We start from the raw sequence: 24926 nt of genomic DNA, 5'->3' as shown, positions 1-24926 counted from the left end.
CGGGGAGAGGGAATAAACAGGTTAAGGTTGCAGGGCGTTTCCGACGCGTTTGTCTTTCAGGAACACCACCATCAGTCCAACCCATAGCACACCGTTGGCGAGGTTAAACAGGCTGAACAGTCCGTTGCCGCCCATCGCGTAAGCATGCTTGCTCACCTCGATACCGACGGTAAAAATCAGCATCTGCAACATCCCCATCGCCGCGGACACCGTACCTTTACTCATCTCGCTGGCAAACAGCGTCAGGCGTACCAGCCCGGCATTGGCCACACCAATCCCGAACGCATAAATGCTTAACCCTGCGGTCATCCACAGATACGCATGTGATGACACCACGGTGGCGACCGCAGCGATAATCAGCCCCGCAGCAATCGGCCAGCCGCCCATAATAATCAGCGAACGCACGGTGCGGCGTGACGTCAGACGTGCCAGCACCAGGTTACCTATTATCAACGCGCCGAAAATCGGCACCTGCAGCAGGCCATACTCGTAGCTGCTGAGCTTTTCACCGCTGATGATAATGACCGGAGACTGCGCAATCCACGCCAGCAGCGGTAGACTGACGAACCCCGTCGCCAGCGCCCCCGCGACAAATCGTCCATTCTTCAGGACTTCTTTGTAATCCCGGCCCAGCTCTTTGAGCGAAAGTTTCTCGCCGATGCGGGTGGCGGTTTCCGGCATCGCACGGTGCAGGCCAAAGAATGAAATGGCGGCGAGAACCGCAAAGAGCGCAAACATCCCTTCCCATGGCGCAACGTGCACCCACGCGGCCCCCACCAGCGGGCCGAGCAACGGGGCGATCAGCGCCACGTTCGCCATTAGCGCGGTAATTTTGATACACACCGCCTCTTCAAACGACTCCTGAATGGCGGCATACCCCACGGCGCCGATAAAGCACAGGCTCACCCCCTGCAGGAAACGCAGCAGGGTAAATTGTTCAATATTTTGCGCCAGCAGCGTGGCGAGACAGGTGACGATAAACCACACCACGCCCGTCAGCATCACCGGACGGCGGCCAATACGATCCGACAGCGGGCCTAACAGCCACTGTAAAAACATGCCGCCGGCCAGATAGGCGGTCATGGAGGTCGGCACCCACTCAATTCCCGCGTTGTACTGTTCCACAACGGCCAGCATACCGGGCTGGATCATATCGTTGCCGATATAGGTAGAGAATTCGTAGAGCACCAGACACAGAGGAAAAAGCAACGCCTGACGACCCAGACGCGCTCCAGAAGAAGAACGGTTTAACATGCAATCTCTTTTTAATGACAAAATCGCGACGAGTGTAATGAAATGCCCCAGCCCGAGATAGTGATTTATCGAGGATAAACAGAAATAAGGCACATATCGTCTTCGTTTAAGGTTTCCTTAAGTTGACAGATTTATGATAGCCCCATTATTCGTCAACGACCCCAGATTATGGCACTCACTTCCAGCCGTTCAGAATTATCTAACTTACAGACAAATAAGACAAAACAACTTTACCGCTTACCGGCCCGCTTTTATGGTTACCAGCTTCTGGTCCTGATAGCCCTTGCCGTGCTGTTTACGTGGTTATCCCGCGATGAAACGCTCGACAAATGGGTGACCGGCTTTTGGTACGACGCGGCGACACAGAGTTTCCCGCTGCAGAAAGACCATCTGCTGGATCTGCTGAACCACCGCATGGCGAAGTATATCGCCATCGCCTTAGGTGCCGTGGCGCTGTTTTATGGCGCTTACAAGCGTAACCCAAGACTGGTTACGGCTGCGTTGTTGATGGGACTTGGCGCGCTGGTGGTTGGCGTACTGAAAAGCGTAAGCCATCACAGCTGCCCGTGGGATCTGGTGGAATATGGCGGTAAGGCTATTTCTTATCCCCTGTTCAGTTCCGTCCCTGCAGACAGCGGTCCCGGGCGTTGTTTCCCCGGCGGTCACGCGTCCAGTGGCTTTATGGTCATGGGCCTGTTTTTTGCCTTCTGGCGCGAGCGTCCACGTCTGGCATGGTCCTTTGTCGTACTTGGCGTGGTGTTAGGCCTGGTGATGGGTTATGGCCAGGTGATGCGAGGCGCACATTTCTTATCTCACAACCTGTGGGCTGGGTGGTGGGTTTGGTTTTCCCAGGTGGTGGTCTATGGCCTTGTTTCCACCCGGTTTGCTAAAGAGTAACGACATTATGTTAGAGCAATTGAACTACGGGCTGTTTTATCTGATTAACGCTACCCCGGCATCGCCGGAGTGGATGATTGATATCGCCACCTTTTTTGCCAAAGATCTGATCAGTATCGTTCCTGTGCTGGCCGTGATCCTCTGGTTATGGGGCCCACGCAATCAGGTCGTCGCGCAGCGTCAGCTGGTTATCAAAGTCGCGATGGCCCTTGCGGTAAGCGTACTGATGAGTTTTGCACTGGGGCATCTGTTCCCGCACGATCGTCCTTTTGTTGCCCACGCTGGCTATACCTTCCTGCATCATGCACCTGATGACTCCTTCCCGAGCGACCACGGCACGGTGATTTTCACCTTTGCACTGGCATTCTTGTTCTGGCATCGCCTGTGGTCTGGTGCACTGCTGATGGTGGTGGCGGCAGCTATCGCCTGGTCTCGTGTTTACCTGGGCGTGCACTGGCCGCTGGATATGGTCGGCGGTTTCCTGGTGGGGCTGATGGGTTGCGTGAGTGCAGCTATCCTGTGGAGCCTCTTTGGTCAGGCGCTCTACCGCGGGATCTCCCACCTCTATCGTATCCTCTTTGCGATCCCGATCCGCAAAGGCTGGGTGCGTGACTAACCCTGGCTCAACAGGTTACACTTGAACCCCCGCCCTGCGGGGGTTCACTTTTTCCACGACGAGGTTCTATGGAAACACGACGCGATGACCGCATAGCTCAGCTGCTACAGGCGCTGAAGCGCAGCGATAAGCTGCATCTGAAAGAGGCTGCCACGCTGCTTGGCGTCTCCGAGATGACTATTCGTCGCGACCTGAACAGCGATAGCGCACCCGTCGTGCTGCTGGGTGGGTATATTGTGCTGGAGCCACGCAGTGCCAGCCACTACCTGATTAGCGATCAAAAAACGCGCCTGGTTGAAGAAAAACGTAAAGCCGCACGGCTGGCGGCTTCACTGGTACAGCCGCATCAGACGCTGTTTTTTGACTGCGGCACGACGACACCGTGGATAATCGAAGCCATCGACAGCAGCATTCCTTTCACTGCCGTGTGTTATTCGCTGAACACCTTTCTGGCACTTCAGGAGAAACCCGAGTGTCGGGTGATCCTCTGCGGCGGTGAATTTCACGCCAGCAACGCCATTTTTAAACCGCTTAATCTCCAGGACACGCTCAGCAATTTGTGCCCGGATATCGCGTTTTACTCCGCAGCGGGCGTCAATGTCCGCCAGGGCGCGACCTGCTTTAATCTGGAAGAGTTACCGGTGAAAAACTGGGCGTTAAGCGCGGCGCAGTATCATGTGCTGGTAGTGGACCACAGCAAGTTTGGCAAGGTGCGCTCGGCAAGAATGGGAGAGCTGGCGCAGTTCGATGCCATCGTCAGCGATTGCCGTCCGGATGATGAGATAGTCTCCCATGCCAAGGCGCAGCAGGTGAAGTTGATGTATTGAGGTTGTGCCGGGTAAGCGCAGCGCCACCCGGCAAAAAACTTAGCTAAACCAGCTGCCAAACCAGCTATGGAATTTCATTAATACAAAATCCCACATCCGGCTGAAGAAGCCGCCCTCTTCGACCGCCTCCATCACAATCAGCGGACGCTGTTCAATCGACTTGCCGTTAAGCTGGAAATCAATCGTCCCCACCACCTGGCCTTTTTTCAGCGGCGCGGTGAGCTGCGGTTCAGTCAGGGTATAGCTGGCTTTCAGGTTTTTAAGCTGACCGCGAGGAATGGTCACCGACCCAGCCTCACCGGCCCCCAGATTCACTTCGTTCTTGTCACCAAACCAGACGCGCTGACTGACGAACGTGGCATCCGGTTTAATCGGCGTCACGGTTTCAAAGAAGCGGAATCCCCAGGTCAGTAATTTTTCTGATTCGTTAAAACGGATACGGTCGGTTTTGGTCCCCAGTATCACCGAGATCAAACGCATGTCGCCCTGGGTTGCGGAGGCCACCAGGTTGTATCCCGCCCCGGCAGTGGTACCTGTCTTCATCCCGTCCACGTTGACGTTACTGCTCCACAGCAGGCGGTTGCGGTTCGGCTGACGAATTTTATTGAAGGTAAACTCTTTCTCTTTGTGGATAGCGTATTCATCCGGCACGTCGTGGATCAGCGCTTTACCCAACAGCGCCATATCACGGGCGGTACTGAACTGGCCCGGCGCATCAAGACCGTGAACGGTTTTAAAGGTGGTGTTGGTCAGGCCCAGCTTTTGCGCATAGCCATTCATCAGGCCGATAAATGAATCCTGACTGCCGGCGACATAATCCGCCAGCGCGATACAGGCGTCGTTACCGGACTGGATAATCACCCCTTTATTCAAATCAGAAACGGAAACCTGATCGCCTGGTTTGAGGAACATCACTGATGAGCCCCTCAGCGCCGGGTTGCCGGTCGCCCAGGCGTCCTTCCCGATGGTGACCATATCATCAAGCTTGATCTTGCCTGCTTTTAACGCCTGGCCGACCACATAGCTGGTCATTATTTTAGTCAGACTGGCTGGATCGAGTTTCTCGTCAGCATTGCCTTCCGCCAGCACTTTGCCGCTGGAGTAGTCCATCAGGATCCAGGCGCGCGCGTCCACCGGCGGCGCTTCGGGCGCAGCCTGCTCAGCTGCGTAAAGAGTTGGTGCAAACAGGAAAAGGAGCGCAGAGCCTGTCGCAAGGCTGCGCAGAGAAGTCATTTTTCGCGTCATAAATGCCACCCGAGTGTCCATTCAAAAATTACGTCACATCACCGTGTCGCAAGAAGCGATGAGTAATAGCGCACTAAAACCGTTAAAGAAACCCAACGAGGGTAAAGTTATTAAAGTTTATGCAATAACATTCAGATACGCTTTGATTAAGGCGATTTTTTTGTCTTCTGTTGCGTAATTGTTAGGTTTATCTCACCATGGCAAAAAGCTGACTCGGATTCACATCTCATCGGGAGTAAATATGATTACGCTGTGGGGCAGGAACAATTCGACCAACGTTAAGAAAGTGCTCTGGACACTGGAGGAGCTGGATTTACCGTTCAATCAAATCATGGCTGGGTTATCGTTTGGTGTGAACAAAGAGGCCGACTATCTGGCCATGAACCCGAACGGCCTGGTGCCGCTGTTGCGCGATGATGAAACAGACGCGACGCTTTGGGAGTCCAACACGATTGTGCGTTACCTTGCGGCTCAGTACGGCCAGGGTCGCCTGTGGGTAGAAAATCCGGCTCGTCGTGCTCAGGGTGAAAAGTGGATGGACTGGGCGAATCAGACGCTTTCGCCAACCCATCGCGTGATCCTGATGGGACTGATCAGAACACCAGAAGCCGAACGTGACTACCCCGCCATCCATGCCGCACAGGATGCCTGTGAAAACCTGTTTGCCATGATGGATGACGAACTGGCAAAGCACAAATGGTTCTCCGGTGACGCATTTGGTACAGGCGATATCGCCGTCGCGCCGTTCGTCTGGAACCTGACCAACATGGGTCTGAAGTGGGCGCCGCGCCCTCACCTCGAGCGCTGGTTAAAGCAGCTTAGCGATCGTCCGGCATACCGTAACGTTGTGATGATTCCGGTAACCTGATTACGTTCCGGACGGGCTGACTCTCAGCAGTTGCCCGTCCGTCTCATCGGTCAGGACATACAGATACCCATCCGGTCCCACCCTCACATCACGGATACGCTGCTCCCGGTCGCCCAAAATCCGCCCGTCTTCAGTCACTTTATTGCCGCTCACGCTCAGCACAATAACGTCCTTTTCCTTCAGTGCGCCGATAAACAGTTTGTTTTTCCACTGTGGAAAGACGTCGCTGTTGTAGAATGCCATACCGCTCACGGCGGGCGAAACTTTCCAGACAAACAGCGGTTTTTCGGTTCCCTCAACGTGCTCACCTTTGGCTTCCGGAATTTTCAACCCGCTGTAATTAATGCCGTGCGTTGCCAGTGGCCAGCCGTAGTTTTTTCCTCTCCCCGGGATATTGATTTCATCTCCGCCGTGCGGACCATGCTCATTAAGCCACAGCGTGTCGCTCCAGGGATTCATCGCCATCCCCTGCGGGTTACGAATGCCATAGGACCAGATTTCAGGCCGCGCGCCAGAGGTGTTCACGAACGTGTTATCCGCAGGCACTTTGCCGTCTTCGGTGAGGCGCACCACTTTGCCCTGCAGTTTATCCAGTTCCTGCGCCGTCGGACGCTGATTGTTCTCGCCGAGCCCAATAAAGAGATAGCCTTTACCATCGAACACCAGTCGTCCACCAAAATGGTTCCCGGTAGAGAGTTTCGGCATCTGGCGGAACACCACCTGGAAGGCTTCAATGCGCGTCAGATCGTCGCTCAATCGGCCATAGCCCACCGCCGTTCCGGCTTTGCCGTCACTCCCTGCTTCGGCGAAGCTCAGCCAGATGCGGCGCGATTTTTCAAAATCCGGGGCGAGAGCCACGTCCAGCAATCCTCCCTGACCGTTCGCCCACACCTTTGGCACGCCGACAATCGGAGCGGAAAGCCCGCTCCCGGCCTGCCAGTGTTTGAGTTGACCTCCCCTGAGGGTCACCAGCAGCCCTTTATTATCCGGCAGAAACGCCAGAGACCAGGGATGATCGAGTCTGTTTTGTAACACCTCGACGTTGACCGCAACGGGTGCAGCAAGAAGAGAAAATGGAAATAACAACGCAGACAGGAAAATCAGCGAGGATCGAGGCATAACGAGCTCCTTTAACGGCATATGGCTTAAAGGTTAGCCATAACGCCCGGGCACGTTATCACTTTTACAAAAGCTTAATCAGAAGGGGGAGTTGCCTCCCCCGGATTCAGTACTGTTCGAGCTTGTCGTGCTCGTTCAGACACATGATGCAAAGAGAGAGCGTTGTCAGGCAGTTTTCAAGCTTCTCCGCGTTAACAGCGATAAAATTCGGGCAGTCGTGGCGTCCGTTCATCAGGCACACCCCTGCAATGGAGAGCACCTCAGCGGCGCGACGGAGCGCTATCAGCTCACTTTCGCAGTATTCCGCTTTCAGGGTCGGTGCTTTTTCACGCATAAAATTACACAGTTCAAACAGATTTTCACGCAGATGTTCGCTTTCGCTGACTGACATATACCCTTTTGCCTTCCTCAACTGCAGGTACGCGGCCAGGTCGATTCGGGCGTTGATCAGCTTGTTCAGCAGATCGCGTTTCAGTCTGTCAACGGACATTCTCTTTCCTCCTCTGTCAGCCATTTTGCATATTCAGAGTAAGGTTATTTTTTGTACAATTTAATGCCTCAGATCAATAAAACATAACTGATTAACATCATTTACAATGTTACAACACCAGCCAACCGCATCCACCTTGCAAAGAGTGTATAAATCCCCCGCGATACGCTGTAAAATCCCGCCCTGATAACTCCATAATTGATGAATTTTTAACCTATGAGCAATGTTACGCACCAGCCGAAAATCGGCTTTGTCTCCCTGGGCTGCCCAAACAATCAAAAAATAAATTATGCCCTCTAAACATACGTCTTGCTTTACTAACTGAAATAATTGGAAAAAGAGGCCATTGGCCTCTTTTGTTACCCTTGAGCATCATCCCTTTGGAGGGAATGGATCTTTACCGTGTGAATCACTATCACGAATTTGACCATTGGGACGATGAATCACAAGTTCACTGCCTTGATTTCGGGCAATAGCACGACCAGCATCTATCGCCTCCTGCTGCGTGCTATGGGTTGATGTAACTTTTCCATTTCCTGCCCCTCTAACAGCCCAAGCCCCATTGTGGGGTACAACATGTTGGTTCTTACCCATACAAGTTACCTGCTGTGCAAAACACACCATATGGTGCAATTAATAATTATAGATACAATATATTGTGCATCACTTGTTCACTGTCACATTTTTAATACTCAATCGTAATTACCTCACACATCTCATTCGTATCAACCCTTTAACCATCATCTTGAGTCAGCTGTTTATCTTAATAGACTTAAGTCATCATTTTTATGTGCAATCCAAGTTACTTTTTTGTAAATCTAGCCATAAAATACTCTTGTACAGTTTGTGTACAGGGATTAGGTGAATGGCTATGACTGAAGAACAATTCGAGCGAGACTACCCGAAAGATCAGTACAATTACGTTCATAAAAGCAGTAGAACTAAAGGATCAATGGGTGAAACTGAAATTGATGTTTATGACATTGTTTCAAAGGAAACAGGGAAAGTAGTTATTACGGCGACACGTACAGAGCACACTAGACATAGGCCCCTTAAGACAACAACTTCTTGGGATTGGTAAGTACGCAGGGTAAGCCAAAATGAAAGATAAACGAAACATCGGTAATACAATTGTGATTTTGCTGATAGTCCTTCTTTTGGCTTACTGTTCATCAGGGCATGAAGGTGGCTATGGGCGTTATGATATCCACTTTACGGATGAAGAGTAAAAGCTCTTAGGTCGCATCTGGATATCGAAAGGATTCGGGATATAACACTCTGGGCAAACCCTTCCTCTCCCCCCTGCGGCTATATCAGTTATCCATATAAGCAATACTGACCTTCGCCACCTTTCGTTGACTATCATCCTTTTGTAGCAGAAGAATTTTTAGCCACTTTCGCAATAGTCGCTCTGGAACAACCGAGTAACGCCTGAATTTTGTTCCAGCTTTTTCCGTCAGACAGCAGCTCTTGTACTTTATTGTGTAGACTCTCATCTACCGGGCGGCCTCGATACTTTTTCTCATTTTTGGCCTTTTCAATACCCTGCATTTGCCGTCTACGGCGGTCTTCATAGTCTTTGCGGCTGATTGCCGCCAACATATCCAGCATCATTGAATTCATTGCTTCAAACATACGAGCAGTGAATTCGTCCTGAATATTTAAAAGCTGGTGGCTTGTGGGTAAATCCAACGACACGACTCTGATCCCCTTAGACTCAATAAGCCCTCGAAGGGTTTTCCAATCATCACCAGTAAGGCGGCTGATTCGATCAATTTGCTCACAAAGCAAAATGTCACCACGTTCTGCTATTTCCAAAAGCAGGAATAACTGAGGGCGTTGCAGACTTGCACCTGATTCATTCTCTTTGAAGTACTTTGATACTTTCAGATCATGTGAATGGGCAAATGCCTCTAACTCATTAAAGGCTCTGTCAGCATCCTGCTCCTTCGTCGAAGCTCGAAGATAACCCCATACTCTCATGGCACCCCCAAAAGTCTGTTTTATATGGTTCATTATATTTGGTTCATTTTAGGTTGTAAAGTACGTTTAATGAACCAGCTTTGCTGGTGGTCTGCATTGGTCTGCCTGAGGTATACCTAAAAACACATTTTCCATCGTTCATTTTTTATTCAATGCAGGATTAGTGAAAGGTTCTGTACTGAGATCTGAGTACATGGCATCTGGTCGGCGGGGTTGAATCTGATCAGACGAACGGGATTTTAAATCGTGCAGAAAAATACTGACTGTACTTTTTCCTGAGTAAAAGATTACTTAAGGTTTTTTACCAAAAATCGGGATGCCTGGGATTTGATTGTTTTGTGAACTAAAGGCTGGTAACTTAGCGGCATTTACATTTTTGTATACAGAAGGCCGCGAAAGCGGCCTTGAAGAGAATGTGATAACTTACATATACAATATATATAATTATGATTTTCTAATGAAAATAAAATATCCAGCCTGTGTTTTTTGAGTTAAGTACTCATTCCCTTCTATCACTTCATGTGCTATTCTATTTTTTTCTGACTTATCCAAAAACTCTACCAATTTATATGTAGCATTTATTCTCATGGAACGCATAATCTCGCGTAAAAGTGGAATACTGTCATAACTATCATTGGGAACAATTATAGAGATATAGTTAACCTCAGATGTTTTATTGTTAACCAATAAAACCATCATTATATTATCATTTATTTTGTAAAGATATGCTTCCCTTTTATTAGTGTAAGAAAACTGACCTTTCAAGTCTGGTTGAAAATTTACAGATGACAGTTCACTCATAAATGAATCAAATTTAATATTCATATCTTTTTCACCATCAGGCATAAACTTATCATTAAATGCATTGTCAAGCCGATGGTCTAATACTATTTCTCGTTGAGATTGTGGCTGTGGCTGTGGCTGTGGCTGTGGTTCAGTCTGAACTGGTTGCTCAACTTGTACTGGTTTATTTTCACCTAGTATCATATTTAAATCATTTATGCGAGCAATGTATGCATCTTTAAGAGACTGAGCAGTCGTAGCTTTATTACGCACATCTTTTAGCCAACTCAGTTGGGATTTTTTGATAAGTTGAGTGCTATCTGGATTTTTTTTGTTAACCTTCTTGTATAAAATACTTAACTTGTCATCCAATGTTGATAATGTTGGCGTTGTACAAATTGTCAGTTCTGTATACCCCTTAGCTTTGCTACAATCAAATGATGCTGCTATTGAAATTACTGGCATAATCATGATTATTACAGATAAAGAAATGGCTGTTATTTTCATTTGAATTTCTACCCATATATATAGAACGATAACGCAGCTAAATTATATTTAAAACATCATTTTGATGAAGTTCAAATCATGTTCAATATTCTCTTACATTCCACATTAGTACTATCAAATTCGATAGTACTATACCACGTTATGCATAGTATAACGTCGAATGTTATAATTATCACTACTGTTCTTTCTTACTCAGAACGATCAAGTACCATGTACGCTGGCTGGCACATGCTACCGCGTTCCTGTAACCAGTAGTAATCAAGATCGGCTACACGCACATTCATCCCTGAATCCACACGGTTGATCTGTAACCGTAGCCCTACAGTATCCTTGTACGATAAACCAGATTTAACATTGTACTTGTACTTAACCCCGCTTTCTTCCTCAAATGACTTAAGATAAGGGGTGATTTGCTTCTGGATTTCTTTCAGACAAATAACTTCATTACCAATAACAAAGGGCTTTTCTGGTTTCCCATCGGGAATAGTAGCCGCAATAGCAGTTAATGGTATCATCGTTAAGAGTACTGATAATATTCTTATCATCATTTCTTACCCTGATAAAAGCTTACAATTTCGAGCAAATCTGTGTAATTGTTCCATTATGGTTAAAATCAACGAGAATTACTTTTATGGTACTATCATTAAGTACCGATACAAAATAGTTAGTTGATGAATTCCCATACTTTCGTGATCCATCTTCTGCGATTTCATTGAATTTAGCAGTATCAGTACTGTCTTTATCACCTGGAATTGGCATTCGACTGATCAACTTATTATCTGAGATTGTATATTCAACTAAAATACTTTTATCTGAGTAGTAACCAGAATTATGTTTTGTTCCTTGTCGAGTTTGGGTTATCGCATCAAACTTATCGCATTTATAAACATCGGCTTTTTTCGTTTCCGTACTGGCAGACGTTGAAGCCTTTTCATCAATATTTTTATCCTGTGAAACAACCCCGGCACCGATGCCTACCGAAACGACAAAGACAATAAAACTCATGCCTAACGACGTAATTAAAGTACGGAACTTTCCCCGACCTTTATTTCTGGAATGGTTTGAAACTTTCCTGAAAGTAAGTGCTGCGAGGATCACACAGATGATGAAAACGACAAGCCCGGCCATAAAATCCCTCAAAGGTTGTGTATCAAAGGTAATCAGAATATCACTTTACAACAAATTGATCGATATAATCACTGGCAAATCAATAGGTAAAAACGATCAGACGTTGGTTAGTACTTCGAAAGCATCTGAAGTACTTTCTGGCTTGCCGTTTAAAAGGCCTCAGAAAGCCGCTAAGGCCCTTTGATTGCTTATGGATAGGAGTATCTGCCTTAAGTTAAAATTGCGTTCCGGGGCTTTCTGTGCGTTTGTCGGAAACACCATCATGGTGGGGAATTGATCGGATCGGGTTCGCTTCGCTCTGAGCAGTACTGACAGGGCTTTTCCAGTAGCTGAAACAGCAGATACCCTGTTAAGTACAAAAAGGAATTATTCGTAAAATAAGTAATTAAATAACAGTCAGTTATGTACTGACTGACATAACAGAAAAACGCGATTGGTTCGCTCTGCCAGTGACTGAAAGGAACTCAGCAGTAGAACCGAATCCAGCGAACAGTACTCGCAAAGCGGGTACTGTTTAAATGTTTTATCTATATATAACATCTGGATAGCTATCAAGTACTCACTCCGTGAGCACTCTCACTAACTACCCGAAACAGTTCGCTTGCTTCGCCGCTCCTGTTTTCAGGTAGTTAATTCGCTTTCGCTCTTTGTGATGTCGGAAATTTATTACCTTAAGAATCTATAAGGTATTATTTTTCGGACATTTGTTGTTTATGATGGTGTTTCTGACAAAGGAGCAGAGCTATTTCTTTTTTGCTGCTTTTTCGTACTTCTCGTACATGGCTGCCCTTTCCTCAGTACTGAGATCGTCGTTGGCAGTACTTGCAAGGAACGCTTTGAATGCACCATGACTAAGCTCCGGGTTAGTTTTCGCCCAGCGTCTGAAACGCGTTGCTTTAGTGTCATCAAGAGTGAAACGCTTTTCCTTGTTCAATGAGCCTTGCGGCCTGCCTCTCTGCCCTTGTTCGTCATCATCAATACCGAGATCTATGTACTCAATATTGTCTGTAAGAGATTTGGCCTGCCACTCATCAAAAACATAGACTATCTGCGTTTCAGTACTGTCGAAATTCCTCGAAATCCCTCGTAGTACGAACTGGTGTAGACTTTCGTACTCCCTCGCAACGTGTATCGCTTCGCCGTCAATCTTAAAGAACAATTCACACTGTTTAGCTTCTGTTTCAGAGGGACGCATACAAGCCAACCAGACGCATGTCATAAGATGCTGGTACTGGTTAAATCCTCTGGCATCCGGGCTGATCTCTGTGCCGTTCTTGAGGCTCTGAGAGTCACTTTTATTCTTCGCCCAGTAGAAGTCTTGCCCACCAAGTCTGGCATCTAGGAAATCGTATATTCTTTGTACTTTGGCAGGGTTGTTAGTTTTCCATGTCTTTGATAGTTTATGATTTTTTGAGAAGTAATAAACTTTTAATCTCTCTTTGAGTTCTGTTTTTCGTGACAGTAATCCTTCAAGTTTAGTACTTTCAAATAATTCTTTGTTTCCTTTATAGATCAATGAGTTTTCGAAATTAGCCCCAAGAAAGGTAATTGATACGTCTTTGTACTTATTGAGATCTTTCCATGCGGTAATATTAAGTTGTTCCTTTTCCGCATCAGTAAAGTACTCATTATTCATTATAAAAAGGTCATTTTCATTCATTACTGAAAGTTGATTTAGAATATTCTTTACTATATCTCCATGTACTTCTGGATTTCTTTCAGCCGTAATATACATGTTTCTGTCATCTAATGACTGTACTTTGTGGATTAAAACATTACGGATAATATTTTTTATTTCAGCACTACCTTCATTTATATTCTGAAAAGAATGAAAATTTGTCACATCATCAATGTAAATATTCCAGCCGGATAACAATTCACGAGGGATTTTGAAAAACGTTTTATCTGTAATGATTAATGTTTTATTACTTCCAGATGAAAGAAAGTCAATAACTGAACTAATAACACTTTCATCTTTTGGTACAGCATCCGTAATAATATACTCGCAATTATTGATTTGCTTTGCTGTTTGCTTAATAAGTTCTTGAGTGTTCTGTACTAAAATATATTTTTTAGTACTGTTATTGATTATATTACATATAGCGGTTGTTTTACCTGAACCACACTCAGCAGATACATATTTAAACTTATTATAAATAGGTGTAGGATTAATCATTTGTACACGCTCCATATTGATTAATTTAGAAAGGCCAGCCATTCCAGTGTCTGGCCTTTCGTCGTTTTAGTTATTAGTATTTAGGAGTTGCGACAACTACAAGACCATGCTTATCAACAAGTGAAAGAAGTTGGTTCACCGCCTCAAAAGCTACAGGAAGTTTCATAATTAATGTCGAATACATAGCAAATTTTACTTCGTTATTTTCTATATCGACTTCTGTTATATTGCCGCTTTCTACATTTAAGCCACGATAACGTATTTTATCGTCCTTAAGGTAAATGGTGTGAATCCTCTCATTCCCCTGATATTCATCTAGAACCTGTATGTAGGCTTTTGTACTACTTTGCTTACGTTGAACTGTAACGTCAAAAGCAGCTAACTCATTGAATAGATGCTTGATTTCATTAACAATCGTGGTAGGTAACTTGCTATTTTTCTTTGACATTTCGTTACTCCTCTAAATTAAAAGTTATCTCATGGTTAACCTCCTACGGGTGCTGTTTACGTTTGATTGGCTATATGTTAATGGGCAAAATTGCCCCAATCAAGGAATAGTTGCAACTTTTTCTTGACAATCTCATTACTATTAAAGTCAAAAAATCATATATCATTTAGGCACTATCTTTGTACTTTCTAACTGATACATTCTTCGATGGTTTCACGAATATCGTTGTACTTTCTTAGTAGTACATTCATTAAAAATTTCGAGAGTTCTCGGTTTTGATGCGGCTATTGCCGACTTAAAAAAGCATCCTATGATGAACCTGCAACACCACAAGTTCTTTGGCTTCATACCTTATAACGCTCTATGAAGTCTTTACGCGACAATCCAGTCGCTTCCAATGCTGCGGTTATTGCCTTCGAAACCCGGCCATTCATCGCAATGTTATAAGTTATCCCCTCATACTCAACATTCGCACGTTCATACTTTCCAGTATTAGGCCAGAATGATGCTGACCTGCTCCCCGTTGATTAGTACACCCCGATGTTAGTAATGTCTTCATAAGCCACATGAGGACATCCCCATGAAGAAGCGTTTTTCCGACGAACAGATCATCAGTATTCTCCGCGAAGCCGAAGCTGGGGTACCCGCCCGTGAACTCTGCCGCAAGCATGCCATTTCCGATGCCACGTTTTACACCTGGCGTAAGAAGTATGGCGGTATGGAGGTGCCTGAAGTTAAGCGCCTGAAGTCGCTTGAGGAAGAGAACGCCAGACTCAAGAAGCTGCTTGCCGAAGCCATGCTGGATAAAGAGGCGCTTCAGGTGGCTCTTGGGCGAAAGTACTGACGACAGACCAGAAGCGGGAAGCCGTGATGTTGATGTGTGATGCGACCGGTCTGTCGCAACGTCGTGCCTGCAGGCTTACAGGTTTATCCCTGTCGACCTGCCGCTATGAGGCTCACCGTCCGGCTGCTGATGCGCATTTATCAGGGCGCATCACTGAGCTGGCACTGGAGCGCAGGCGTTTTGGCTACCGTCGTATTTGGCAGTTGCTGCGCCGTGAAGGGCTTCATGTTAATCATAAGCGCGTGTACCGGCTTTATCACCTCAGTGGCCTGGGCGTAAAACGCAGAAGACGTCGTAAAGGGCTGGCAACAGAACGTCTGCCGCTGCTCCGTCCGGCGGCGCCCAATCTGACCTGGTCGATGGATTTCGTCATGGACGCACTTTCCACCGGTCGCAGGATCAAGTGTCTTACCTGCGTCGATGATTTCACAAAGGAATGCCTGACGGTCACTGTTGCCTTTGGGATTTCAGGCGTTCAGGTCACGCGTATTCTGGACAGCATTGCACTGTTTCGAGGCTATCCGGCGACGATAAGAACTGACCAGGGGCCGGAGTTCACTTGCCGTGCACTGGATCAATGGGCCTTTGAGCATGGTGTTGAGTTGCGCTTAATCCAGCCGGGCAAGCCAACGCAGAACGGATTTATTGAGAGCTTTAACGGACGATTTCGCGATGAATGTTTGAATGAGCACTGGTTCAGCGATATCGTTCATGCCAGGAAAATTATTAATGACTGGCGGCAGGATTATAACGAATGCCGCCCGCACTCCACGCTGAATTATCAGACACCGTCTGAATTTGCAGCGGGCTGGAGAAAGGGTCATTCTGAGAATGAAGATTCCGACGTTACTAACTGAGTGTTGTATCTAATCGTGGGGGCAGGTCACCTGAGCCATGTTTGCTATGCGAGATTCCAGATCAGTTATCAATATTTCTTTTCTACTAATTTCTTCTTCTATAGCAGTAGTGTCAATACCATCCTTACGACTCTTGTCCATGTAACCGATCAGGAGTGAAATCATTGTACAGTGTTCAACTAATTGAGCTGAAATGGACCAGCCAGAACAGTTTTTCTGTAGGTGAACCCCATTCGTACAGATGTAGCGAGCACTACCATGATTCATGAAGGAATGCATCGTTCCTCCACATTTACTACACCGCAACACCTGTAGCCCTGACAACAATTTGATTTCTTCTGTTTTGTCTTTCTTAGCTTTGTAGTTGTTTTGTTGCTTACGTTCAGCCAGCGTTAAAAACTCTGCTTCATCTTTACACAACCACGGATAGTAGTTATCAAGTTTGTAAGTAGCACCACCGACATTGATAGTCCTTTCCCCAATCAAAGCACGATTATCACGCATTTTCTTTAAAACTTGATAATCCCACTCCTTACCCTTTAAACCGTTAGGATATTTTTCATCAAGATAACGCTTTACTGTATAGATGCCATTCCCATCTAAAAACATGTCTATAGCTTCGCGGGCGATACTCCAGTAAACCGGATGTTCTTTAACCGCTTGATATTGCGAACCTGAATCATCTATCCAAAACGGATGGCGACCAACTGACTTAATGTTTACTGGCAATCCTGCTTGATGACGTTCGACCAAAGCAACAACATTGCCTATAGTCCTGTTTGATTTCGTTTCTGATTCTTCATTGGCACGGCTGAACAGCAGTAGTGAAATCATTAATTCTGTTGGATTTTTGTTTACAGAATCAAGTGTATATACCCGCTTATCCATGCCTGTGACGAGTGTCAAACCTAACTCTAACAATTCAATAAACAGTTTCTGTGCAGTAGTTACATTCTGTCTTGTAATGCGGTCCAGATTTTCCACGTATAGCCAGGAATCAGAGGCAATAGCTCCTTGTTTAACTGCATCTATAAAATCCCCTAATTTTCCTGTGTTGGTATTCTTGCCACGAAAAGCACTGACGCCAGGATCTTCGATCTCAACCATTTCCAGCCCAGCTTCAGCCGCATATACTTTCGCGGCTGCAAGTTGCCTGTTTCTGGTTGTCCCTTTGTCCTGGCGATCTGTTGACCACCTGATGTAGCTATAAAGTTGCGGCATCTATATAATCCCCGGCAATGTGAGCAACTGATTGTACAAAAAAATGTCTAAGATTGGATTTATATCATTAGGGTGCCCGAAAAACCTGGTGGATTCCGAACGTATCCTGACCGAACTGCGCACCGAGGGCTATGACGTGGTGCCAAGCTACGACAACGCCGATATGGTGATCGTTAACACCTGTGGGTTTATCGACAGCGCGGTTCAGGAGTCACTGGAAGCCATCGGTGAAGCCCTGACTGAAAACGGCAAAGTGATTGTGACCGGCTGCCTGGGCGCGAAAGAGGATCAGATCCGCGAAGTGCACCCGAAAGTGCTGGAGATCACCGGCCCGCACAGCTACGAGCAGGTGCTGGAACATGTTCATCATTACGTGCCAAAACCAAAGCACAACCCGTTCCTGAGCCTTGTGCCGGAGCAGGGCGTGAAACTGACGCCGCGCCACTACGCTTACTTAAAAATTTCTGAAGGCTGCAACCACCGCTGCACCTTCTGCATTATCCCGTCCATGCGTGGCGATCTGGTGAGCCGTCCAATTGGCGAAGTGCTGGCGGAAGCGAAACGTCTGGCCGACGCGGGCGTGAAGGAGCTGCTGGTCATCTCCCAGGACACCTCGGCTTACGGCGTGGACGTTAAACACCGCTCCGGTTTCCACAACGGTGAACCGGTGAAAACCAGCATGGTCGGCCTGTGCGAGCAGCTGTCTAAACTGGGTATCTGGACGCGTCTGCACTACGTCTACCCTTACCCGCACGTTGACGACGTGATCCCGCTGATGGCGGAAGGCAAAATTCTGCCGTACCTGGACATCCCGCTGCAGCACGCCAGCCCGCGTATTCTGAAGCTGATGAAACGTCCTGGCTCCGTTGATCGCCAGCTGGCACGCATCAAGCAGTGGCGTGAAATCTGCCCGGAACTGACCCTGCGTTCCACCTTTATTGTCGGCTTCCCGGGTGAAACCGAAGAAGACTTCCAGATGCTGCTCGACTTCCTGAAAGAAGCGCGTCTGGACCGCGTTGGCTGCTTCAAGTACAGCCCGGTAGAAGGCGCAACCGCCAACGAGCTGGCGGACCAGGTGCCGGAAGAGGTAAAAGAAGAGCGCTGGAACCGCTTCATGCAGCTTCAGCAGCAGATCTCTGCCGAGCGTCTGCAGGAAAAAGTGGGTCGCGAGATCATGGTCATCATCGACGAAGTTGATGAAGAAGGCGCGATTGGCCGCAGCATGGCGGATGCCCCTGAAATCGACGGAGCGGTGTACCTCAACGGTGAAACCAGCGTTAAGCCGGGTGATATTATTCGCGTGAAGGTTGAAAACGCGGACGAGTATGACCTGTGGGGTAGCCGGGTTTAATCTCCCCACTCCGCTTTTGTATGCCGGGTAAGGCGTAGCCGCCGCCCGGCACATTTCACTGCACTACCCCTTAATCCTCGGATCCAGCGCGTCGCGCAGCCCGTCACCCAGCAGGTTAAACGCCAGCACGGTCAGAAAAATCGCCAGACTCGGGAAGATCGCCACGTGCGGTGCAATCACCATATCTGCCCTCGCCTCGTTCAGCATTGCGCCCCACTCCGGCGTCGGAGGCTGCGCGCCTAATCCCAGAAACGACAGGCTGGCCGCCGAGATAATCGACACGCCAATACGCATGGTGAAATAGACCACGATGGACGACACCGTCCCCGGCAGAATATGGCTGAACAGGATGGTGGCGTCGCTGGCCCCCATGCTGCGGGCCGACTCGATAAACGTCTGCTGTTTCAGCACCAGCGTGTTGCCGCGCACCAGACGGGCAAAGGCCGGAATGGAAAAGACTGCCACCGCTACGATCACGTTCGCCATGCCGCTGCCCATGATCGCCACCACCGCAATCGCCAGCAGAATACCCGGGAAGGCAAACAACACATCGCAGATACGCATGATGATACGGTCCCACCAGCCTTCGTAATACCCGGCAACGAGACCCAGCACGGTACCAATGGCCGCGCCGATCAGCACCGCGAACACCCCGGCGGCTAGCGAGATCTGCGCCCCTACCAGCACGCGACTAAAAATATCGCGCCCCAGCGAATCCACCCCAAACCAGTGCATCATGGAGGGACCGTCATTCAGCCGGTCGTAATCAAAATAATTTTCCGCATCAAACGGCGCTATCCACGGGGCAACGATCGCCAGAATGATGAGCAGTAGCACAAATAACCCCGCCGTCATGGCAACCGGCTGACGGCGAAAGCGCCGCCAGAATTCGGACCACGGCGTGCGGATATGTTCCGGTTTGAGCCCCGGCATAGCGTTTAAAACGGCCTGACGTCGCCAGTTTAACAATCGCATCTTACTTATACCTGATGGCCGGGTTAATGGCGGCGTAGAGCACGTCCACCACTAAGTTGATAAGAATAAACTCCAGCGAGAAAAGCAGGACTTCCGCCTGAATCACCGGGTAGTCGCGCATCTCGACGGAATCGACCAGCAGACGCCCCAGCCCCGGCCAGTTGAAGACCTTTTCCACCACAATAGAACCGCCCAACAGGAAGCCAAACTGTAGCCCCATCATCGTTACCACCGGGATCATCGCATTGCGGAACCCGTGCTTGAGAACGACCCACTTCTCGCTAACCCCCTTCGCCCGCGCGGTGCGGATATAATCTTCGCTAAGTACGTCAACGAACGAAGCGCGGGTAAAGCGGGCCATCACCGCCGCAACGGCAGCCCCCAGCGTCATGGAAGGCAGGATGTAATGCTTCCAGGTATCGGCGCCGACCGTCGGCAGCCAGCCCAGTTCGACGGAGAAGATCTGCATCAGCAGCATCCCCAGCGCGAACGCCGGGAAAGAGATACCGGTCACCGCCAGCGCCATACCGAGCTTATCCGGCCAGCGGTTGCGCCAGACGGCCGCGACAATTCCGGCCCCCAGCCCAAACAGCACCGCCCAGCTCATACTGGCTATCGTTAACCAGAACGTCGGCATAAAGCGGCTGGCAATCTCTTCTGATACGGGACGACGCGACACCATCGAGGTACCAAAATCCCCCTGCAAAACGTTGCAGATATAATGGAGAAACTGCATATACAAAGGTTGATCGAGCCCAAGTTGTTTTCGCACCAGCTCAATGACGGCGGCATCCGCTTCAGGCCCCGCAACCAGACGCGCCGGATCGCCCGGCAGCATATGGACAAACAAAAACACCAGCACCGCCACAATCAGCAGCGTCGGGATAAGCCCCAGCAGGCGTTTACAAACATAATTCAGCATGAGTGTTATTTTATATCCGCATCGTCAAAGCTAAAGCCGGTGTCCGGCATGATGTAGAAACCGGTCAACGCTTTGTTATGGGCTGACACCAGTTTCTCGACCACCAGCGGCACCCACGGTGACTCTTTCCAGATGATATCCTGCGCGTCTTTGTAGAGGCGGGCCTTCTCTTCCGGTTTGGTGGTTTTCAGCGCATCGGCCAGATCTTTGTCCACCTGCGGGTTACTGTAGAACGCGGTATTGAACAGGGTTGGCGGCCAGTTCTGCGAAGCAAACAACGGTGATAACGCCCAGTCGGCTTCACCGGTCGAGGCCGTCCAGCCGGTGTAGAACATCCGCACACCGCTCTCTTTTTGCCCTTTACCTTCCACTTCAGCCGCACGCTGTCCGGCATCCATCGCGGTAACCTGCACCTTAATCCCGACCTGTGCCAGCTGCTGCTGGGTGAACTGCAGCACTTTCTGCGCGGTACTGTGATTGTGCGACGACCACAGCGTGGTGCTAAACCCGTTCGGGAAACCCGCCTCTTTCAGCAGCTCGCGCGCTTTGGCCGGATCGTACGGCCACGGCTGATAGCTTTGCGCATACGCGATAGCCGGTGGCAGCACGCCGGTCGCCGGAATGGCATAGCCGGCAAAAGCGACTTTCACCAGCGCCTGACGGTTAATGGCATAGTTGATTGCCTCCCGTACCTTCGGGTTATCGAACGGCTTTTGCGTCACGTTCATGCTGATGTAGCGCTGCATGATGGACGGGCTGGCCACCAGCTCCAGCTTGCTGTTTTTCTGCAAAATGGCGGCCTGCTCATACGGGATCGGGAAAGCAAACTGCGCCTCGCCGGTTTGCAGCATCGCCGCGCGGGTGTTGTTGTCCACCACCGGGCGCCAGGTAATGGTGTCCAGCTTCGGCAATCCCTGCTGCCAGTATCCGGCGAATTTCTTCACCTTCACAAAATCGGTCTGGTTCCAGGTCAGCAGTTCGTAAGGGCCGGTGCCTACCGGATGGAAGCCGATCTCTTTACCGTATTTTTTCAGTGCGGCAGGGGAAATCATTGCCGTCGCCGGATGCGCCAGAATATTGATAAACGCGGAGAACGGCTCTTTCAGGGTGATTTTTACCGTCGTCGGGTTGACCACCTCGGTGCTGGCGATGTTTTTATACAGGTTATAGCGCTTGAGGCTATTTTCCGGATTACTGGCGCGGTCGAGGTTAACCTTTACCGCCTCCGCATTGAAATCTGTACCATCCTGGAATTTCACGCCGGTTCTGAGCGTGATGGTATACACCAGCCCGTCGTCGGACACGGTGTACCCCTCAGCCAGCACGTTTTTGAGCTTCATCTCTTTATCCAGGCCGAAGAGCCCCTGATAGAACGATTTCGCCACCGCCTGAGAGAGCGTGTCGTTGGCGTCATACGGATCCAGCGTGGTGAAATTGGAGCCGACGGCCACCACCACATCTTTGGCAGCGAACGCGGGGCTAGCGGCCAGGGCTGCCGTCACGCTCACAGCTAACACCCATCTACGCGCGACAAATTTAACCATTGTGTTCTCCTGCCTGTTGTAAGTTATAGCCGCGAAAAGGCGTTGTCCTGACGCGGGGGGGCCACAAAATGACCCGGACCGACTTCACGCAGCGTGACTCGCTCTACGACCTCGCCGCGTTTACGAATATTGCCCGGCATTTCATCCTGCAGCAGCACGCGCTGGCCATGACGATGCGCCGGATCGGCAACCGGTACAGCAGCGATGAGCTTGCGCGTGTACGGATGCTGTGGGTTCTCAAACACCGCCCTTCGCGGACCAATCTCCACGATTTGCCCCATCAACATCACCGCCACGCGATGGCTGATACGTTCTACCACCGCCATATCGTGTGAGATAAACAGGAAGGCGATGCCCATATCCCGCTGTAAATCGAGCAATAAATTGATGATTTGCGCGCGGATAGAGACATCCAGCGCCGAGACGGACTCATCGGCAATCACCACTTTCGGGTTTAACGCCAGCGCACGGGCAATACAAATACGTTGCCGCTGACCGCCGGAAAACTCGTGCGGATAACGCCAGGCATGTTCCGGCTTCAGGCCGACGCGTTCCAGCAGCCAGGCCACGCGACGCTGTGCCGCGTCGCCATCGAGCAGGTTATGTACCCGCAGCGGCTCCATAATCGAGTACCCCACCGTATGGCGTGGATCGAGGGAGGCGTACGGATCCTGAAATATAAACTGGATATCCCGCCTTATCACCTGCAGCTTACTGTCTGGCAACGTATCAATACGTTCGCCGTTAAAGGTAATGCTACCTTCCTGAGATTCCACCAGCCGGAGCAACGCGCGCCCGGTAGTGGATTTCCCACAGCCGGACTCTCCCACCAGTGCCAGCGTTTCGCCTGGCCATAAATCAAAACTGACGTTTTCCACTGCATGCACTTCGCGCTTCACGCGATTAAGAATGCCGCTGCGCAGTGGAAAACGGGTGACCAGATCGCGCACCTCCAGAATAGGCTTGCCTGGCACCACCGTGTCCTGCTCGCGTTCCTCCACTTCCGGCCCTGTTGCTTCAGGGGAAATCAACGGGAAGCGGCGCGGTAAATCACTGCCGTTCATGGCCCCAAGACGCGGGACCGCCGCCAGCAGCGCTTTGGTGTAAGGGTGAACGGGCGCGTGGAAGATTTGCTCAACCGTACCGGTTTCCACCGCATTGCCCTTGTGCATCACCAGAACGCGATCGGCAATATCGGCGACCACGCCCATATCGTGGGTGATGAAAATCACCCCCATTTCCATCTCCTGTTGCAGCACCTTGATGAGCTGCAGGATCTGCGCCTGGATCGTCACGTCCAGCGCCGTGGTCGGTTCATCGGCGATCAGCACTGCCGGGCGACAGGAGAGCGCCATCGCAATCATCACCCGCTGGCGCATGCCGCCAGAAAGTTGATGCGGATAACGTGCCAGAATGGTCTGTGCCTCCGGAATGCGCACCAGCTCAAGCATCCGTCTGGCTTCTTTGAGTGCTTCATCGCCGCTCAAGCCCTGATGTAACCGGATGGATTCGGCAATCTGTTCCCCGACCGGGAAGACCGGGTTCAGGGAGGTCATCGGCTCCTGGAAGATCATCGCAATATCCGCCCCGCGCACGCCCTGCATCTGGGCGCCGCTCAGCGTGTTTAAATCAATCACCTGGCGGTTGCGACGGCGCAGGAGTATTTTCTCGCTGCTGATTTGCCCACCTGTCTGTTCCAGCAGGCGCATCAATGCCAGCGCGGTGACCGATTTTCCGGAACCGGATTCACCGACAATGGCCAGCGTTTCGCCGCGCCTGAGCGTGAACGATAAATTCTGTACTGCGGGGATGAACTGCCGCTCTTCCTGAAACGCAATATTCAGTTGATGGACAGCCAGCACTTCGCGGTTGTCCAGCTCTTCACTGTGCGGCACGTGTTGCCCCCTTATTCACGATAGATCCCGGTACTGGGTTCATCACCGGCATATCCCCATGCGCGGTACATGCCTTCGCTGTTGAACGGCAATGCCACATTGCCCTCACGATCCACCGCAATGAGCCCGCCGACGCCGCCGAGCGCAGGCAGTTTTTCCATGACTACCCGCTCGCAGGCCTCAGCCAGACTTAAACCACCGTAATCCATCAGCGCGGTGATGTCATAGGCCGCGAGCGCGCGAATAAACACTTCCCCGGTTCCGGTACACGATACGGCCGCCGTCGCGTTATTGGCATAGCAGCCGGCACCGGGCAATGGACTGTCGCCGACACGTCCCGGCAGTTTGTTGGTCATTCCACCCGTGGAGGTGGCTGCCGCGAGGTTCCCGGCTTTATCGAGTGCCACCGCGCCAACCGTGCCGATTTTGGTGGTTTCATCGAGCGGTGCAGTGTGGTCAAGCTGCGTCATGCCCGCCGAACGGGCTTCCAGAAGCTGCTGGTAACGCTCCGGCGTTGAAAACAGGTCAGGAGAAACAGATTCCATCCCATGTTCAATGGCAAATTTTTCCGCGCCTGCGCCCGTCAGCAGCACATGCGGACTCTCTTCCATGACCAGACGCGCAGCCAGCACCGGGTTCCGTAGATGGCTGACTCCTGCCACGGCCCCTGCTTTCAGGGTAATACCGTCCATCACGCAGGCATCCAGTTCGTGCGTTTCATCCCGGGTAAAGACCGAACCGATCCCCGCGTTAAATAACGGGCACTCTTCCAGCAAACGAACCGCCTCGGTGACCACATCCAGCGCGCTTTCGCCCGCTTCCAGCATTCTCTGGCCCGTTTCCACGATGGCGTACAGCGCGTCGATATAGCGCTTTTCCTGTTCGGGACTAAGCTGTGCACGGGTGATTGCCCCGGCGCCGCCATGAATTGCGATTACCGCATTACCCATTCGCATCACCCGTTAGCCTGATTTGC

24 protein-coding genes and 1 pseudogene are annotated in these 24926 nt (G+C 49.9%); 8 read left to right on the top strand and 17 right to left on the bottom strand.

Going from position 1 to position 24926, the window contains the following annotated elements; all coding sequences use genetic code 11:
• Positions 1 to 21: 21 nt before the first annotated feature.
• Positions 22 to 1254: an MFS transporter gene (locus ACLHV9_RS07660; protein ID WP_108090525.1), complete on the bottom strand. Its 1233-nt coding sequence runs from the start codon at positions 1252 to 1254 to the stop codon at positions 22 to 24.
• A 168-nt stretch (positions 1255 to 1422) separates the two neighbouring features.
• On the opposite strand from ACLHV9_RS07660, the gene ACLHV9_RS07655 reads away from it, so the two are divergent.
• The 3 genes from ACLHV9_RS07655 to deoR all read left to right on the top strand — a co-directional run bounded on the left by ACLHV9_RS07655 (position 1423) and on the right by deoR (position 3594).
• The gene (locus ACLHV9_RS07655; protein ID WP_108090526.1) at positions 1423 to 2151 is read left to right on the top strand and encodes a phosphatase PAP2 family protein; all 729 of its coding nucleotides are present in this window, start codon (positions 1423 to 1425) and stop codon (positions 2149 to 2151) included.
• A 7-nt stretch (positions 2152 to 2158) separates the two neighbouring features.
• Positions 2159 to 2767 (top strand): undecaprenyl-diphosphate phosphatase, encoded by a 609-nt coding sequence (gene ybjG, locus ACLHV9_RS07650; RefSeq protein WP_028019332.1) that lies wholly within the window; start codon positions 2159 to 2161, stop codon positions 2765 to 2767.
• Between the two features lie 68 nt (positions 2768 to 2835).
• Entirely contained in the window at positions 2836 to 3594 is a 759-nt protein-coding gene (gene deoR / locus ACLHV9_RS07645; protein ID WP_407220361.1) for a DNA-binding transcriptional repressor DeoR, read from the top strand.
• 39 nt (positions 3595 to 3633) lie between these two features.
• On the opposite strand, the gene dacC is transcribed toward deoR, so the two are convergent.
• The gene (gene dacC / locus ACLHV9_RS07640; protein ID WP_108090754.1) at positions 3634 to 4839 is read right to left on the bottom strand and encodes a serine-type D-Ala-D-Ala carboxypeptidase; all 1206 of its coding nucleotides are present in this window, start codon (positions 4837 to 4839) and stop codon (positions 3634 to 3636) included.
• Between the two features lie 241 nt (positions 4840 to 5080).
• Here dacC and ACLHV9_RS07635 point away from each other — a divergent pair, with 241 nt between their 5' ends.
• Positions 5081 to 5707, top strand: a complete 627-nt coding sequence (locus ACLHV9_RS07635; RefSeq protein ID WP_108090527.1) for a glutathione S-transferase family protein — start codon at positions 5081 to 5083, stop codon at positions 5705 to 5707.
• Here ACLHV9_RS07635 and ACLHV9_RS07630 read toward each other — a convergent pair whose 3' ends face one another.
• From ACLHV9_RS07630 to ACLHV9_RS07620, 3 genes are all read right to left on the bottom strand, one after another.
• Positions 5708 to 6826, bottom strand: coding sequence for a PQQ-dependent sugar dehydrogenase (locus ACLHV9_RS07630; RefSeq protein ID WP_407220360.1), 1119 nt, complete (start codon positions 6824 to 6826; stop codon positions 5708 to 5710).
• 106 nt (positions 6827 to 6932) lie between these two features.
• Positions 6933 to 7316 (bottom strand): biofilm formation regulator BssR, encoded by a 384-nt coding sequence (gene bssR / locus ACLHV9_RS07625; RefSeq protein WP_108090529.1) that lies wholly within the window; start codon positions 7314 to 7316, stop codon positions 6933 to 6935.
• Positions 7317 to 7688: 372 nt separating this feature from the next.
• Positions 7689 to 7910: a DUF2188 domain-containing protein gene (locus ACLHV9_RS07620; protein WP_111969869.1), complete on the bottom strand. Its 222-nt coding sequence runs from the start codon at positions 7908 to 7910 to the stop codon at positions 7689 to 7691.
• Positions 7911 to 8181: 271 nt separating this feature from the next.
• Between ACLHV9_RS07620 and ACLHV9_RS07615 the strand changes: the two genes are divergently transcribed.
• Complete coding sequence (locus tag ACLHV9_RS07615; RefSeq protein ID WP_123922683.1) at positions 8182 to 8397, top strand: hypothetical protein; 216 nt, start codon at positions 8182 to 8184, stop codon at positions 8395 to 8397.
• Between the two features lie 19 nt (positions 8398 to 8416).
• On the top strand, positions 8417 to 8545 hold the full coding sequence (locus ACLHV9_RS07610; RefSeq protein WP_259345741.1) for a hypothetical protein: 129 nt from the start codon (positions 8417 to 8419) through the stop codon (positions 8543 to 8545).
• A gap of 133 nt (positions 8546 to 8678) precedes the next feature.
• Here the strand turns inward: ACLHV9_RS07610 and ACLHV9_RS07605 are convergent, their stop codons facing one another.
• From ACLHV9_RS07605 to ACLHV9_RS07580, 6 genes are all read right to left on the bottom strand, one after another.
• Complete coding sequence (locus tag ACLHV9_RS07605; protein ID WP_111969870.1) at positions 8679 to 9299, bottom strand: recombinase family protein; 621 nt, start codon at positions 9297 to 9299, stop codon at positions 8679 to 8681.
• Between the two features lie 444 nt (positions 9300 to 9743).
• Positions 9744 to 10589, bottom strand: coding sequence for a lysozyme inhibitor LprI family protein (locus ACLHV9_RS07600; protein ID WP_410375963.1), 846 nt, complete (start codon positions 10587 to 10589; stop codon positions 9744 to 9746).
• Between the two features lie 188 nt (positions 10590 to 10777).
• Entirely contained in the window at positions 10778 to 11134 is a 357-nt protein-coding gene (locus tag ACLHV9_RS07595) for a hypothetical protein (protein WP_123923880.1), read from the bottom strand.
• Between the two features lie 22 nt (positions 11135 to 11156).
• Positions 11157 to 11717 (bottom strand): hypothetical protein, encoded by a 561-nt coding sequence (locus ACLHV9_RS07590; RefSeq protein ID WP_111969949.1) that lies wholly within the window; start codon positions 11715 to 11717, stop codon positions 11157 to 11159.
• 742 nt (positions 11718 to 12459) lie between these two features.
• Positions 12460 to 13893 (bottom strand): type III restriction endonuclease subunit R, encoded by a 1434-nt coding sequence (locus ACLHV9_RS07585; protein WP_407221171.1) that lies wholly within the window; start codon positions 13891 to 13893, stop codon positions 12460 to 12462.
• Positions 13894 to 13966: 73 nt separating this feature from the next.
• Complete coding sequence (locus tag ACLHV9_RS07580) at positions 13967 to 14341, bottom strand: hypothetical protein (protein WP_111969662.1); 375 nt, start codon at positions 14339 to 14341, stop codon at positions 13967 to 13969.
• A gap of 580 nt (positions 14342 to 14921) precedes the next feature.
• Between ACLHV9_RS07580 and ACLHV9_RS07575 the strand changes: the two genes are divergently transcribed.
• Positions 14922 to 16042, top strand: a protein-coding gene (locus ACLHV9_RS07575) for an IS3-like element ISSen4 family transposase (protein ID WP_087451024.1) whose coding sequence is annotated in 2 segments (ribosomal slippage) — positions 14922 to 15180 and positions 15180 to 16042 — 1122 coding nt in all. Because the reading frame shifts where the segments join, the coding sequence is not laid out codon by codon here.
• A gap of 9 nt (positions 16043 to 16051) precedes the next feature.
• On the opposite strand, the gene ACLHV9_RS07570 is transcribed toward ACLHV9_RS07575, so the two are convergent.
• Complete coding sequence (locus ACLHV9_RS07570) at positions 16052 to 17263, bottom strand: recombinase family protein (protein ID WP_407220358.1); 1212 nt, start codon at positions 17261 to 17263, stop codon at positions 16052 to 16054.
• A gap of 43 nt (positions 17264 to 17306) precedes the next feature.
• Between ACLHV9_RS07570 and rimO the strand changes: the two genes are divergently transcribed.
• Positions 17307 to 18614: a 30S ribosomal protein S12 methylthiotransferase RimO gene (gene rimO, locus ACLHV9_RS07565; protein ID WP_407220357.1), complete on the top strand. Its 1308-nt coding sequence runs from the start codon at positions 17307 to 17309 to the stop codon at positions 18612 to 18614.
• 63 nt (positions 18615 to 18677) lie between these two features.
• Here the strand turns inward: rimO and gsiD are convergent, their stop codons facing one another.
• The 5 genes and pseudogenes from gsiD to iaaA all read right to left on the bottom strand — a co-directional run bounded on the left by gsiD (position 18678) and on the right by iaaA (position 24900).
• Positions 18678 to 19589, bottom strand: a complete 912-nt coding sequence (gsiD, locus tag ACLHV9_RS07560; RefSeq protein WP_028019339.1) for a glutathione ABC transporter permease GsiD — start codon at positions 19587 to 19589, stop codon at positions 18678 to 18680.
• 1 nt (position 19590) lies between these two features.
• Positions 19591 to 20511: a glutathione ABC transporter permease GsiC gene (gsiC, locus tag ACLHV9_RS07555; RefSeq protein WP_049005410.1), complete on the bottom strand. Its 921-nt coding sequence runs from the start codon at positions 20509 to 20511 to the stop codon at positions 19591 to 19593.
• A 5-nt stretch (positions 20512 to 20516) separates the two neighbouring features.
• Positions 20517 to 22055, bottom strand: a complete 1539-nt coding sequence (gene gsiB / locus ACLHV9_RS07550; protein ID WP_108090530.1) for a glutathione ABC transporter substrate-binding protein GsiB — start codon at positions 22053 to 22055, stop codon at positions 20517 to 20519.
• A gap of 23 nt (positions 22056 to 22078) precedes the next feature.
• Positions 22079 to 23950, bottom strand: a complete 1872-nt coding sequence (gsiA, locus tag ACLHV9_RS07545) for a glutathione ABC transporter ATP-binding protein GsiA (RefSeq protein WP_108090531.1) — start codon at positions 23948 to 23950, stop codon at positions 22079 to 22081.
• A pseudogene (gene iaaA, locus ACLHV9_RS07540) lies at positions 23937 to 24900 on the bottom strand (beta-aspartyl-peptidase). Before iaaA ends, gsiA begins: the two are co-directional and overlap by 14 nt.
• Between the last annotated feature and the right edge of the window lie 26 nt (positions 24901 to 24926).

Origin of the sequence: Enterobacter sp. CPE_E890 (assembly GCF_046521475.1) — a bacterium.
Taxonomy (GTDB): domain Bacteria; phylum Pseudomonadota; class Gammaproteobacteria; order Enterobacterales; family Enterobacteriaceae; genus Enterobacter; species Enterobacter adelaidei.
Note: the sequence above shows the minus strand (reverse complement) of the source record. Positions and strands in the feature narration are given on the sequence as shown.